This is a genomic window from Wolbachia endosymbiont strain TRS of Brugia malayi, assembly GCF_000008385.1.
In the GTDB taxonomy this organism is placed as follows: domain Bacteria; phylum Pseudomonadota; class Alphaproteobacteria; order Rickettsiales; family Anaplasmataceae; genus Wolbachia.
On the sequence record NC_006833.1, the window covers coordinates 1,023,006 to 1,037,514 of the forward strand.

13 protein-coding genes and 2 pseudogenes are annotated in these 14,509 nt (G+C 33.6%); 6 read left to right on the forward strand and 9 right to left on the reverse strand.

Features of this window, described 5'->3' with window-relative positions:
• Positions 1-348: 348 nt before the first annotated feature.
• The 3 genes and pseudogenes from WBM_RS05635 to WBM_RS07015 all read right to left on the reverse strand — a co-directional run.
• Positions 349-1,119 (reverse strand): annotated as a pseudogene (locus WBM_RS05635) (IS5 family transposase); the annotation flags it as partial.
• 425 nt (positions 1,120-1,544) lie between these two features.
• Positions 1,545-1,790, reverse strand: a complete 246-nt coding sequence (locus WBM_RS06900; RefSeq protein ID WP_338062954.1) for a transposase — start codon at positions 1,788-1,790, stop codon at positions 1,545-1,547.
• 321 nt (positions 1,791-2,111) lie between these two features.
• Positions 2,112-2,588: pseudogene (locus tag WBM_RS07015) on the reverse strand (transposase); the annotation flags it as partial.
• Between the two features lie 598 nt (positions 2,589-3,186).
• Between WBM_RS07015 and hemC the strand changes: the two are divergent.
• Positions 3,187-4,065, forward strand: coding sequence for a hydroxymethylbilane synthase (gene hemC / locus WBM_RS04760; protein WP_011256974.1), 879 nt, complete (start codon positions 3,187-3,189; stop codon positions 4,063-4,065).
• A complete protein-coding gene (murB, locus tag WBM_RS04765) occupies positions 4,056-4,943 on the forward strand; it encodes a UDP-N-acetylmuramate dehydrogenase (protein WP_011256975.1) in 888 nt (295 codons plus the stop codon). Before hemC ends, murB begins: the two co-directional genes overlap by 10 nt.
• A gap of 25 nt (positions 4,944-4,968) precedes the next feature.
• On the opposite strand, the gene WBM_RS05950 is transcribed toward murB, so the two are convergent.
• The 3 genes from WBM_RS05950 to WBM_RS05960 form a co-directional block, all read right to left on the reverse strand.
• Positions 4,969-5,235: a hypothetical protein gene (locus WBM_RS05950; RefSeq protein ID WP_011256976.1), complete on the reverse strand. Its 267-nt coding sequence runs from the start codon at positions 5,233-5,235 to the stop codon at positions 4,969-4,971.
• A gap of 338 nt (positions 5,236-5,573) precedes the next feature.
• Positions 5,574-5,783, reverse strand: a complete 210-nt coding sequence (locus WBM_RS05955) for a hypothetical protein (protein ID WP_011256977.1) — start codon at positions 5,781-5,783, stop codon at positions 5,574-5,576.
• A gap of 268 nt (positions 5,784-6,051) precedes the next feature.
• Positions 6,052-6,201, reverse strand: coding sequence for a hypothetical protein (locus tag WBM_RS05960; protein ID WP_167896259.1), 150 nt, complete (start codon positions 6,199-6,201; stop codon positions 6,052-6,054).
• A gap of 320 nt (positions 6,202-6,521) precedes the next feature.
• Here WBM_RS05960 and WBM_RS04775 point away from each other — a divergent pair, with 320 nt between their 5' ends.
• Positions 6,522-7,136 (forward strand): TRP75-related protein, encoded by a 615-nt coding sequence (locus WBM_RS04775; RefSeq protein ID WP_041571518.1) that lies wholly within the window; start codon positions 6,522-6,524, stop codon positions 7,134-7,136.
• 4 nt (positions 7,137-7,140) lie between these two features.
• Positions 7,141-8,430 carry a flavodoxin-dependent (E)-4-hydroxy-3-methylbut-2-enyl-diphosphate synthase gene (gene ispG / locus WBM_RS04780; protein WP_011256979.1) on the forward strand — a complete coding sequence of 430 codons (1,290 nt, stop codon included), beginning with the start codon at positions 7,141-7,143 and terminating at the stop codon, positions 8,428-8,430.
• A 487-nt stretch (positions 8,431-8,917) separates the two neighbouring features.
• Here ispG and WBM_RS06680 read toward each other — a convergent pair whose 3' ends face one another.
• Entirely contained in the window at positions 8,918-9,073 is a 156-nt protein-coding gene (locus WBM_RS06680; protein ID WP_225416121.1) for a hypothetical protein, read from the reverse strand.
• 1,537 nt (positions 9,074-10,610) lie between these two features.
• Here WBM_RS06680 and WBM_RS05875 point away from each other — a divergent pair.
• Positions 10,611-10,766: a hypothetical protein gene (locus WBM_RS05875; RefSeq protein ID WP_158676311.1), complete on the forward strand. Its 156-nt coding sequence runs from the start codon at positions 10,611-10,613 to the stop codon at positions 10,764-10,766.
• Positions 10,767-11,628: 862 nt separating this feature from the next.
• Here the strand turns inward: WBM_RS05875 and WBM_RS04795 are convergent.
• Positions 11,629-11,790: a hypothetical protein gene (locus tag WBM_RS04795; RefSeq protein WP_160119454.1), complete on the reverse strand. Its 162-nt coding sequence runs from the start codon at positions 11,788-11,790 to the stop codon at positions 11,629-11,631.
• A gap of 361 nt (positions 11,791-12,151) precedes the next feature.
• On the reverse strand, positions 12,152-12,337 hold the full coding sequence (locus tag WBM_RS04800) for a hypothetical protein (RefSeq protein WP_041571519.1): 186 nt from the start codon (positions 12,335-12,337) through the stop codon (positions 12,152-12,154).
• Between the two features lie 581 nt (positions 12,338-12,918).
• On the opposite strand from WBM_RS04800, the gene dnaJ reads away from it, so the two are divergent.
• Positions 12,919-14,043 carry a molecular chaperone DnaJ gene (dnaJ, locus tag WBM_RS04805; protein WP_011256982.1) on the forward strand — a complete coding sequence of 375 codons (1,125 nt, stop codon included), beginning with the start codon at positions 12,919-12,921 and terminating at the stop codon, positions 14,041-14,043.
• Positions 14,044-14,509: the final 466 nt, after the last annotated feature.

Here is a 14,509-nt window from a genome sequence, read left to right on the forward strand (position 1 = left end):
CTATAATAGAAGCGATCGTGGAAATTATTAGATCAGCTTGTACAGGTTTTACGTTGTACAACCTTTTAAAGCCCAATACAAAACTCGAAAAAGTTGAAAATGTGGAACAGCCAATAGTTTCCTTTGAACCCAAGGTTATACTTAGAAATACATAAGCATCAAGAAAGCAAAAAGAGATAACTTCTTTAGAAAAATCCACAAATTATCAATTAATACTATCTACATCAACCATGCTACTACTTTTCCTAATCAGAGCTTATGGCTTTCACAGCACGTATTTTTGAACTTGTCAAAAACTGCACAGATACAATTCATAGGTCGTCTAGAAACTAGTAAAATTGGACACATTTCCTCTTCAAATATAATCTTATTCATAGTAAGATATATGAAATTTTCAGTAGATGTTGTAAGCAAATCGTACTCTTTTGATAGCCTTCTATTCCTAGAGACTTAGGCAAAGGTCCCCTCTACAAACCACCTTCTTGGCTGTATTTTAAATCCCTGTTCTCTTGCTGGTAGCAATGCAGGTGGTATGTCTTTATATATCCAAAACCCACATGGAGGCCTTTTCACAATTTCAATGTCTATCCCATATTTTTCCTTTATATATATCTTTAAATTTTTGCTTTGATATCCCATATCAGCCTACATTTCCTTAACTCCAGTATACTTCTCTCTGTCTTGTTTAATACTACCTTTACTCCATCCCTGTCATTCTCACTGGCAGCTCCCACACAACAACTCAGTATGAAACCCTGAGTATCTATAATCATATACCTTTTTCTACCTTTTACTTTTTTACCCCCATCATAACCTTTGCTCCCTCTTTTTCTGTAGTTCCAACAGACTGGCTGTCTACTATGGAAGCGCTCAGCTGCTCATTTCTTCCTATTTTTCGCTACATTTGGTAATTTCATAACTCATTTTTTCAAAGGTACCCTGCTTTTTTCATTGCATGAATTGCTCATATACAGTTTTCCAGAATGGAAAGTCATTCGGCAGATAACGCTATTGGCACCCTGTACGTAGTACATAGAAAATTGCTTATAATATTTCTTTCTTACTATACTTTGGCGATCTTCCTCCTTTCTTGTACGATACCCTAAAGTATTTTTCTATTCTAGCCCACTCCCCTTCACTTAAGTCTGTTGGATATTTCTCCTTATCTCTTACCTCATTTTATATCTCTTAACGCTATACCCTTATTTTAGTCTCCGGACAATCTCTTATAGCTAACTAAGATAAAGTTTCCCCGATGCTGAAAGACAAAATTGATGATCGAATTGATATCAAGCCAAAAGTTTGGTAGAGTTTTTCTTACGGCATGCTTGATAGCAAACCAAAACTTCTCAACTGGATTTAAGTCAGGTGAGCATGGCAGCAAAACAAAATTTTATATCCAACGGTTTCTATTAATTTTCTCGTCCTTATCAGACTTATGAAAGCTCACATTATCGAGAATAATAGTTTGCCCAGGTTTTAATATCAGAATAAGCACATTTTAACATAAGCTTCAAAAAATTCGCTGTTATAATACCCTTCAATTATCCTGGTGCTTCAACTTTTCCTTCATCGAGTGCTCCAATTATGCACACCCTTTTTTTGTACCCTGTTTTTTCCGCAAACAATCTTTCCCCTATTGCAGCCCACCCATACATATAAAACTCATTATCCTCTATACCTGATTCATCAGTGAATACTAAATTTTCTTCGTTTATTTCTACTATTTTTTTTATGAATTCCTTTCGTTTTTCTTCATCCCTTTCCTGATAGAGAAAAGTTTTTCTTATATATAGTTTACTTTTTTAAGGTAAGTTATACACCATACTTTTGCATATATTACTAAATTTTCCAATTATCTTTTCAATTGCAGTTTCCCGATTTTTACTCAGGAACTTGACAAATTTGTCTATGTCTTTAATCTTATGGTCATATCCCTTTTGGTAGCCTGAAGATGATTTTATACTTCTTGTTTCTTCTCTTCTTTTCCTCCACTAATATATAGTCTTTTCATCAATTTTGAACATCCCGCTTACTGAATTCATAGTCATTTTTTTCTTGTCAACCACTTTTAAAACTCGTTCTCTGAGCCTTCATACCAATTTTCACTGTTAATAGGTCAAATAAGTGACATTGCAGAGTTGCTTTATTGCGGAGCGAGAAGGGTAGGTAATAAATTTACATAAAGCGCTCTCAAGCAAAGCAATTGTATTATATACTTTATTACGCAAAATGTTCTGTTTTATATATAACCAAAGTTTTCCAATAGGATGAAGCTCAGGTAAGTACGATGACAGGTATATAATCTTGACATTTTTAGGTATCTTTAAATTTTTTGAATTATACCAATTAGCACAATCTATGACAAGAAAGGCTTCTTGTGTTCTTAAATATTGCAATATTTGTTCAAGAAATATATTCATACAACCAGTGTTGATATTCAGTGCAAATAAGCTAGAACTTTCTTCACTCCTAGGATTAACTGTACTGTAGAGATAAAAATTTTGTCTACCTAACTTTACTTTAACCTGTATTCTAACGCCCTTTTTTAAACCACCAGTGACAACCTTCGAATGTGTGCCCCGCGATTCATCAAAGAAAAATTAGCTCTTATTCATGATATTTGCCAATAGTCTCATTAAAATTTTTAACTATTCCTACCTACCTTTATCTTGTCCATTATGAATTGGTCTTAGCGTAATATACGAAAACCTCATTTTCATCTCTTCTATATTTCAGAAAGTGACCTTTATTTTTTAAAGTTTCTTCAACCTGCTCAGGCTCGAATTGATTTCCTTCAGTTATAGTAGAATAGTGTGTGGTATAGAGCTATACAGTTTCATGAAAAGACAAAAATATCTATTTAAGAGTGGCAAATGCAACACTTTTTCTTTTACTGCTTTAATCCTTATAAGGCAGCTAGCAATCTTGAAGGTACCGTACAATTTGGTATAAACTTTATTGGCATAGTATTTATATTATATTACTTTTATATTATGCTGACAAAATGCAGACAATGCAACATTTTTAAAATTTTGTTAATGTGCTGCAAGAATTCTTCTTTGCTTATGTTTACCCATCTGTCGATACAAAGCATAGTTCAGTTCTTATAGAAAACAAAAGATAGACATGAGGCCATAAAACTGAAATAATTTGTTAATCAAATTTCTCAAAACTACTTAGTATATGTTAATCAGAATAGGTACCAGAGGAAGCAGTCTTGCAATTGCTCAAGCTTTGGAAGCAAAACAAAAGCTGTTGGACCTTTTTTCTAGTTTATCTGTTGAGATCATTAAAATAAAAACTTCTGGTGACAAATATGCAAATGCGAACCTCGCTGAAATAGGAGGTAAGGGATTGTTTATTAAAGAAATTGAGACTGAATTGATTAAGAGTAATATAGATATGGCAGTTCATTCGCTAAAGGATGTTCCTGCATTTTTTTCAAAAGACTTAACAATTCCTTGTATTCTAGAGAGGTTAAGTCCATACGATACATTTATTTCTAATAAGTATAAGAGCCTTAAGTCTTTGCCACAGCAGGCCATAATTGCAACTTCCTCAATAAGAAGAAAAGTCCAGTTGCTAAATTTTAGACCAGATTTAAATATAGTACCACTGCGTGGAAATGTGACAACTAGACTGCAGAATCAAAGCTTTGATGGAATAATTCTAGCTGAAGCAGGATTAATAAGATTAAAAAAAGATTACTTGATCACAGAGGTACTGTCACCGAAAACTATGTTAAGTGCAGTGGGACAGGGAGCAATTTGCATTCAATGTAGAAAAAATGATATAAAAATTATCGATCTTTTAGAGAAAATTAATAATAATAAGTCTTTTATAAGGGTGAAATCAGAACGCAGCTTTATGAAGACAGTAAATGGTTCATGCTTTACACCACTTGCGGCTCTGGCAAAATATGTGAGTGAAAACGTGCTACATCTTTATTGTATGTTAGCAGACAAGAAAAATATATATTTTACTGAGCGCACTTCGTTTGTAGAAGATGCAGAAAAAATGGGTATGGATGCAGGATTAGAATTGAAATCAAAATGCCTATAAGCTTGCCTAAGGTACGCGGAATCTATCGTTATAGTGTTTTAATGTCTAAAATAACATGGTTGAATGTTGGTGGACAAGCTGATATATTGTTTAAACCACGTGATATTGAAGATTTAATATATTTAATCAAAAATACTAAATTGCCAATTAGCGTTATCGGTGCAACATCCAACATGATAGTGCGTGATAGTGGAATTCGAGGAATAACAGTAAAATTAGGTAAGGAGTTCGCATATATTAAATATAAAAGTAACAACTCTATCATTGCAGGTGGGGCTGCGCTACTTAGCAATCTCGCTTACTTTGCAGGAGAGCAACAAGTTAGTGGACTCGAGTTTCTAGTTGGAATTCCAGGAACGATTGGTGGCGGAATAGAAATGAATGCAGGTGCATATGGTAGTGACGTTGCAAGCGTTGTTCAATCCATAAAGGCGGTGAATCTAAGTGATGGGAATCTATATGAATTTTCCAGCAAAGAAATGGGTTATGTTTATCGTGGACATAGCTTGAAAGGGCAATGGATTTTTATTGAAGCTGAGTTTAAAGGGGTAAGTTCAGGACATGAGGTTATATTGCATAGGTTAAAAGAAATTATCAATAAAAAAAACAAAAGCCAGCCAGTGAGAGGAAAAACTGCTGGGTGTATATTCAAAAATCCAAGAGCCTACCAGGCGTGGAAACTGATTGATGGATCTGGCTGTCGAGGATTAAATAACGGTGGAGCTAAAATTTCTAAGAAACACTGTAATTTTTTACTTAATTACAATAATGCAACTGCGTCTGACTTGGAAAACCTTGGCAACAAGGTAAGAAACACAGTGAAGGACAAGTTTAACATTGAACTTGAGTGGGAAATAAGGGTCTTGGGCAGCCATTAGGCAGTTTTTATAGCTGCTGTATTTACTAGCTGCTCAATACTTCTACTTCAATTTTTAAAGTGTTCTTTATAAATTTGTTAGCCCGGTCTTTGCTCACAAAAACTGCACATTTATTGGGCATTAACATTTTTATAGTAGCCCTATCTTTTTTATCATGCATATGTTTAAGAAGCACATCACTTCCTTTTTCATCTTGACGCGATCTGCAAATATAGCTATGTTTTTTGAGATCTAGAAGCTTAACAAATTCATTATAATCATCTTTATAGCGAAAAACTATATCAACACCCACGGCTTCTTTTTCATTGTATTTAATATTGATCTTTGATTTATAACCATAATTTGCTCCAATAATCTTTCTTATTGAGCGTTCTACTGTTATTGTTTTTACTTCTCGAAGATCACTGTTTTGAAATAGGCATTGGTAACTTATAACTTACAAGAAACAATTTTGGCCTGTATCGTTCATTATGTTTTCTTATTTTAACAAAATACCTTTCATATTTAGTCAATCAATCTTCTCCTTTTTTCTCTATCTTGTCTAGGAATTTCCCCATTGGCCCTTGATTAGTATGAAGTTAGTTTAATATGGCCGGTAGACAATTTCTGCATTTTCTGAAAATAAACCTTCTAATTTTTCACTGCATTGTACAAATTTGCTAATGCCGGTTTATAATGTTCGCTATTGTTGCCTATATAAGTTATTTTACCTTTTTCTACCTTCAAAACAGGACACAAAACTGGTTTACCACCTGCAAGAGTTGAATGACGATGAGCCAATTCACCTTTATTAACATTAATATGCTTATGAGCTACTAACCTTCCATCAAGTGTTATCACATAAGCTACACAATCTTTTTCTTCTTCTTCTTTACTAATTTCACCAGTTGTATCATATAACTTGCCCTTAAAGCCTTTTAACTTATTACTTTCATTTCTGGCATTAAGTCTACATATAATCTTCCTTTATGAGCAATTTTAGTATGCTCTGCCTGCTCTTCTGAAGTGAAACATTTGACTCTTAAACTACTTCCAAAAATTTCTTTTTCTTCAGTTTCTATTTCTAAAAGATAGGCATAACGAGGAAAAAGATGTTTAAACGTGCGTTCTACCCAATGTAAAATCTTATTTGCAACACCAAAATTTTTTTGTTACCTAGATCAATATAAAGTTGTTGTTCTTTTGGTACCACTGAGTGATCAAACCTTGTGCCATCTTTGCCAAATTCTTCAGCAGCATATTTAAATTTTTCTAGCAAATATTTTTTCCGTTCTTCTGATACTGGTTTAAGTTTTCCTAGTAGATATCTCTAAAATCTTTCGAATATTAACATTCTTACCTTACACTAACTATTATTTCATTTTATATCACTCTAGCTAAAAAGTCAACCTTTTTCTTAAAATATTAAGAAAAATAAAAGCAATATTAAAATGATATATATAAATATTAAAAAATGTGAATCTTGCTTGCACTAATCAAATACGAGTCACCTTTTATTATAAAGTTAGTAAAGATTCTAGTTTACTTAAAGTACGTTAATTGCTATTTTTTAAAACGCAATGTTTACTATAGCACCATATGCTTAGGTTTTTTTTTACACTAGTGTTTTTGGGTTCCAGCTTTTTCATCATGCAAGATGCTGAAGCTAAACTTAAAGTGAAGCTTAGTAAAAGGTACATACCTCCTGGTAATCCTGGCGGTACAAACTTTTATGAAGATGAGGATTTCGCTGAGTCATATAAACTGTATGAAAAGCGTAGGGAACTCCTAAAGAAAAAAAAGTTGCAAGATCAAACTAATATTAACATAAACAAAGAAAAACTGGCTAAAAAACTAAAAGAAAAAAAAATTGCTAATCTTGATAGTGAGCTAAGTGATACAGAAGCTTGTGTAATCAATGATGAAGAGGATGCTATGGTAAATCAACATGGCATCAATATTGCGCGCTTAAAGGGTGCTATATTTATAGATCAAGGACCAATTTCTCAACGTGAAGATGAGCAACATGAAAGTGAACGACAAGAAGGAAAAAAAGCTACTTTAACACGGGAGAAAAAAGTTTCTCCTATAAATGTTACTATAAAAGACACTCGATCAAAAAGAACCTGTTCACATGATTCCATTGTCGACTTAAATAACGTCAGTTCGAACGGCTCGGATTCATTTGGAAGTGCAGCTGATGCAGTAAATTAATAACATGTTAAATAAAGATCTGGTAGACCATGACTTGAGTGACGAAGTATGTGAATTATTACCTGCTTCTCGACATAAGACTTATGTTGTAAAGGTCGGACAAGTAAAGATAGGTGGAAATAATCCTATAGTTGTACAATCTATGGCACTTGGTGTACACATAGATTCTGATAATGTAAAAAGCAGTGCTAAGCGATATGCAAAAGAAATAATAGAACTAGCGCATGCAGGTTCAGAGTTGGTGCGGATTGCTTTGAACTCAGAGGAAGTAGCAAGAGCAGTACCTTATATAGTAGAAGAAATAAATAAAGAAGGTTTTGACGGTAAGATATTGGTAGGCTGTGGACAGTATGAGCTAGATAAGTTAGTCCGAAATTACCCAGACAATATCAAAATGCTAGGTAAGATTAGAATCAATCCAGGCAATATAGGCTTTGGCGACAAACATGATGAAAAGTTTGAAAGAGTTATAGAGTATGCAATAACGCATGATATCCCGGTTAGGATTGGAGTAAATTGGGGCAGTCTCGATAAATACCTTTTACAAAAACTGATGGATGAGAACTCTTTATCCAATAATCCAAAATCTTCTGATGTTATACTGCGCAAGGCACTTGTAATGTCAGCTCTTAATAGTGCACAAAAAGCTGAGGAAATTGGCCTTAGTTTGGATAAAATAGTTATCTCGTGTAAAGTTAGTAGAGTGCAAGATTTAATTTCAGTTTACACGGCGCTTGCAAAATCTTCCAATTACGCCTTGCATTTGGGTTTAACTGAAGCTGGTACGGGTAACAAAGGCATGATAAGTACCACAGCAGGGCTTACTTACTTATTACAAAATGGCATTGGAGATACGATACGGGCTTCTTTAACTCAACGCCCTGGTGAACCACGAGTTAATGAGGTAGCAGTATGCCAAGAAATATTGCAGTCCATAGGCTTACGCCACTTTAATCCTCAAGTTAACTCGTGTCCTGGTTGTGGACGCACGAATAGCGATCGTTTTCGTATATTGACCGAAGAAGTAAATGATTATATAAAAATTCGTATGCCAACATGGAAGAAAAAAAATCCAGGTGTAGAGCATATGAATATTGCTGTCATGGGTTGCATCGTAAATGGCCCCGGAGAAAGTAAACACGCTAATTTAGGAATTAGCTTACCTGGATATGGAGAAAAGCCCATTTCAGCAGTTTATAAAGACGGCAAGTACTTTAAAACTCTACAGGGTGATAATATCTTTGAAGAATTTAAGGCAATTATTGATGATTATGTGAAGGAACATTACACATAAAATTGATGATACACAAAAATTGTGTTTTAAGAGCAATTTACATAGCAGGCAGTGTTATCTCAGTATCAAGCACATATCTGTATGAACATTGGATTTGAGAACGATCCCCATTTCCTCCTCAAACTGTGTAAAATGTTAACCACATTATACTGTATTTAGCCATCTCATTCTAACAATTTTGCTATTCAACTGCTCTCTACCGCTCCGCTGACTTGCCTTTTGTGTTACTGATCATTTTCTTGACTTTTTCGGAGCCGTTCATATTTTTCACGAGCTATAGAGATAGCTTTTCTCAACTTCTCCTCAAGAATTTCCTTAGGAGGTAGCTGTGTTAAATATCACGCAACATGAATATTAGATTCTTCAAGCTCCAGATATTCTATGTCTTCTTGATCCTTACCAGCGCATAGAATAATCCCTAGAGGCCTCACTATGACTTGATGACAATTCCACAAAGTTAAGGAAGTATGGATCGTAAAAAGTAAATTTAGGTGTTAACGTATTTTTTTCCCGTAACTTTTCGATACTTTGCTTTATTGAATTCCGCAGTTTTTCTTGCTAGTGCTGTACGTTCATACAATATAGTATTGACTTCACTACGTAGTACTCTAACATTCCATCCTTCAGTACAACATATCCCCAAATAGTAGCTTGCGCTTCAAGTTACCAAAGATTGCAGTAATTTCTACAAAATGTGACCAACTCAATTGTTGCAACAGTGTCACGACAATTTCTTGATCGGGAAAGAATTTGGAAAATTGCACTATCCTAAATAATGGAAGCTCTATCAAATCCACGTCCATATTCAATCTAGAAGTTCTTTTGCAAGTTGGAAGATGGATTCGTTTGCCATAGTCTGCACGCACATTTGTGCTTTAAGACATCTTGATCAATTCTGAAGCTAATTTTTCAAATTTAACAATACTATGGTAGAATTAAAATATCTAGCAAGATGATTCTTTGCTCTATCTATTAAATTATTAATACCCTCTAATAAGCTAGTAGTGATATTCATCAACGCTATTTTCAACAAAGGACCATTATAGCACAAAAACTAACTTTCTTGGATTTAACAATAAGCATGTATTACTTTCACCACGAAAACATCACTACTTCTACTTACTACCTTTAAATCACATGAAACGTACCGTTCAGCCAATGGCACCAACTTAAGAGCTTCCCTTAGTAAACTTCTCTAAAGGCACAATGGGCTTTAGAGAAAAATCTTATATACAATCACTGATATTTTTCCTTAAGTTAACGCCATTAGCTGAACAGATACTACTTGACTTCATAATTGCAACTAAATCTAAGTTATAAATATTTAATGAATTTATCAAATAAAAAAAGGCAAAAGAACTCCCGCAGTGTAAGTTTTAACCCTATAATAATTTTAACTGGCGCTGTAATAATTTGCCGACGCTTAGTTTAAGCGCAATTTGGCTGAATGTAGAAAAATTTTAAAAGACATGCAGCCGCGATAATTTGATGTAACTTGCCAACAAATACCTAAACTTTTCTACTAAATTTTGTCATTGAACCTGCATAGGTTAAAAACAAGCTGCGAGTCAGAAATACCCTTATTGTCAAGGTAACGAGGCTGTTAGAATTTGTCAAGTAATTTTTGCATTTCTATGAGCTACTGGAATGACGCCTACCGTCTCTCAAACTGCAATATTTGTGCAGTTGTAGGTATAATGCTGAAATCTAATAAACCTTACTTACTTTAAGCTAGCACAATTAAGTAAATATAATAATTTTAATGTATTTTATTGATATATTCAACATCTTTTGGTATGATCGATAAAGAGTTATAAGGGGATAAAATATGGTTGGAGTAAAAGGTTTCAGAGATCTACTAAGCAAAATTAGACTTGCATGGGTTAGCTTAATATTAAGCGTAAAAAATTTTTTTTCAAGTAACAAACATACACCGTTAAGCACCTCTATCAAAAAGCAAAACGCTGACAATGGTTGTGACAGCATACAAAAGAAACAAGCGTAGAAAATAAAATAGAAATAAAAGGTAACAAGATTGATTTAGAGATAAGCAGAATATATGACATGATGCTTTAGAAAAACAAGAAGAATTTTTTGATACTGTTGAAAGTTTAGATAAACAAGAAACTGGTAAAAGAAAAGATTATGGGGAGAATAAGTACTACAGCTTACAAGGTAGCTTGCAAGACAAAACTGAATTTGATCATTCAAAGCAAACTCTTGCACTTGCTTTTGAGATTGAACCAGGAAATTTCAATACTGAACTCGGTAAATTTAAAACATGTAAACTTAAGCAAAATGGCAATAAATATATATTTAATCCAGAATATAAGTAAAAAAATCGTATAGAACTACATTCTGAGTATCTTAATATGTATCTCCCTAAATACTTTGAAAAACACAGTAAAAAAAGGACATACATTGAACTTTTTTCTCTAAAAGAAAACAGAATTAATGACGATATCATAATTCCATCAAGTGTACCTAAAGAAATAGACATATTTTTTTGAGAATTCTGTCGAATAAATCCTAAAAGGGCTATACAGAGTAAAATACCAGATTTTCGGAGGGATATATATCTGAAAGATTGCAAAAATGATGTAAAATTCCACCTTAATTCAAATAATACTATATTTCTTTCTGTGACATCAGGGAGGATGTCCTAATTAGAGGCAGGTTTGCTAATAATGTAAATAAGCATATCCACAAGCAACTTGAAGTAAAAGTGGACTCTGATTTTGAATGTGTTGGAATAGTTAAGTTGAGGAAGTAAGCTCGGCTTTAAAATAAGTTAGAGTCACACCAGGTAAGCAAACGCTTCAGAGCAAAGCATAACGTAGAGTACAAGAAGCCATGTCTGCAAATGTACTACCACAATTCTTATACTGTAATAGGTAAACTCACGTAGATTATTACAACTAGTCAAGCCTAAGCTACTTAATAACCTCTACGGATTATCCATGTTACTCTATTCCTCATGAAGTACTTTCTTTACTTTCTATGAGTATGCCAAGCTCTTCTGCTGCATTTTTGACTTCTAAAGTAAAGTTTTAAAGTTCTTTACAACCTTTTTAATTGTTAGTACACTTATGAAAGTTTTACTTTTTATACATTGTTATAAAGATTTTTTAAATTTTTCTTTTTTATTCAATAAAACTTACAATCTGACATATCAGAGTGGTTATTCTTTTTTGCCTATCAAAAAGAGTTTTGTTCTTTTTTGTAAGCACGGTATTTGTCTCTTCCAGTCGTTTGCTTTTTTTCTTTTTTCATAAATTCTTCTTTATGTTCTTGTATTTTTCTCTCCAATTCTGCTGCAGATTTTTCTGTTCTATCTAGATTATTTACTTGCTCTTGCAACTGTTTGTCTATATCATGCAATCTTTCTTAGTTTTCATTAATCTCGTTGATTGTTACTTTTCCCAATTTGTCTTTACATTGCAATATTTCAGCTATATAGTCTATTTTACCTTCCAATTTGTACTCTAAGAATTCTTTTTCCTTGCGAAGAACTGCGTTTTCAGTTCCACATTAGACTTTCCTTGAGCCAAATTCAACTGACTACTTAATTTTTCTGTATTCTTGTTTGAGGCACCCACAATTACAGCTATTTTGTCGTTTAACTCTATTATTTTATTCTCTAGCTTTTTGATTTTACCATCTCTATCATTTAACTCTTTATACAGTATTATCTAACTGTTGTTTTACACTAATTAGCTCTCTACTTTTCTGGTTTAATAGATTCTTCAACTTCTTCATTAGTTTGCTTGCGGCTTTCCCAGTTTCCTTCTCTAGAATTATTTTCTAGTTCTTGCCCTCCTTTAGTAACCTCATCTCTCTCAGTTCTCCTTTTCTTATTACTACTAGTTATTTTATGTGAAAGTGTAGCTGCTAAAACAGACAACATAGCTAAAGTAAAGGCTAGAGGAAGAGGTACACTAGAAAATGCAGCAAATGTTACAGATGCAAGTAACGTAAGAGTAGCTAAAGAACTAGCTACAAGCTAAAATGCGTTAGCTTTGTTAAGTGAATTGCCCAATAACCTCTTTCCACAAACGAAATTTCAACTCCATTGTGCATATATTTATTAAAATTCTCTTTAAATACCTGTATTTTTATTTGCTACCATGTTAATAACATCATGCTGTACTATACCCTATACTTTTACAAGCTTAGGCTATAAAATGAGAGAATTTGTAAAATTGGTGCTGGCAAAAATTTTTCACTGACCTGATTGAAATTCCAATTTTATTTCATAAGTTTACTTTAGTTTTCCTGTTAGTTCTGGGCTTGGTAATACCTTTCATGCAATCACTTGAGATGTATGAAATATGGTAATTTTACTCGTTTAACACAAAGGTTGTGAGAAGAATTTGCTTTCGGTATTATTAGTGCACTATGTTCTTGTCTAGATAGGAAACAGATGCCACACTTGAAATTGATATATGCAATACCTATCTTTAAAAATTAAATACTGAACTGTTATATATGAGTAAAAAAGACTACTATAAGCTGCTGGGGGTAGATAGAAATGCTAGTACTGATGAGATAAAAAAAGCATATAAAAAATTAGCGTTAAAGTATCATCCAGATAGGAATCCTGGCAATAAAGAAGCAGAGGAGAAATTTAAAGAAATAACAGCTGCGTATGAAGTCCTATCTGATTCTGAGAAAAGAGCAGGCTATGATCGTTATGGTCACGAAGGTGCTTCCGGTGGGTTCGACTTTAGCCAAGGTTTTGGCTCTGCAGGAGATTTTAGTGACATATTCAATGACTTCTTTGGTGGGGAATTTGGTAGCTCAAGTAGGTCAAAAGCAAAAAGAAGCACAACGGGAGTACCTGGGGCAGACCTACGCTATGATCTTGAAATTACCTTAGAAGATGCGTTTAAAGGAATACAAGCACCTATACATTATGTCACAAACGTAAAATGTGACATGTGTCAAGGTAGAGGTAGTGAAGGAGCAACCAAACCGGTTCAGTGTCATACATGCCAAGGAAGTGGTAGGATTAGAACACAACAGGGCTTTTTTACAATCGAAAGAACATGTACTACATGCTATGGAGAAGGAGAAATAATACAGAATAAATGTAAGAAATGTAATGGAAGTGGTCGTAGAAGAGATGAAGTAAATATATCAGTTTCAATCCCAAAGGGGATAGAAGAAGGTGCTAAGGTAAGGGTAAGTGGTAAAGGAGAAGCTGGAGCAAAAGGTGGAAAAAGCGGCGATTTATATGTATATGTTAAAATTACTCCACATAAAATCTTTACCAGAAATAAAGCAGATTTACATTGTAAAGTACCTATAAGAATGACACTAGCAGTGCTTGGTGGTGAAATTGATGTTCAGTCTATTGATGGAGCTAAAATAAAAGTAAAAGTTCCAGAAGGTACTCAGACTAGTACCAAATTACGTTGTAAGGAAAAGGGCATGCCTTATATGAACTCATATGCTCGTGGTGATTTATATGTACAGATAATAGTTGAGACTTTAAATCCTAATAATTTAACTAAAAAGCAAATTGAGCTATTAAAAGCACTTGAAGAAGAGGAAAATGCAAGTATACAACAGCAATCTGAAGGGTTCTTTAGTAAAGTAAAAAAAAAGTAAGAAATTTGCTAAATGATGTTAAAAGTAGCTAATTATTACTGGTTTTTTAAGTTATCCTTTATTGTCCAGTACTTGGTATACAACTGCACGAACATTGTGATTTGAAAAGAGGGAGAACGGTACTAAAAAACTACTTGATAAACTTCCCTGCCCCCTACCACGATACTGGAGGTATTCAGTTACCTTCAATCTGTGCAGGTTAAAATGACAAAGTATTACACATAGTTGGCACCTTATATTTAATTTTTTGTACTATGTGCACCTTATGTCTTCATAACATTTCTAGGTTCTTACCTATATAAGCTGAAACTCGTTTATAAAGCGTTTAAGACAGTATAGTACGCCAACTTACAGGATTAGAAAGCAACACTATCTACCACGGGACACCTTTTGTTTTTTTCTGCTTAATAAATTTCTTAGACATTTATGCCTAAAGGTTAGTTGCATTAAAAAACAGCTGAGTCAC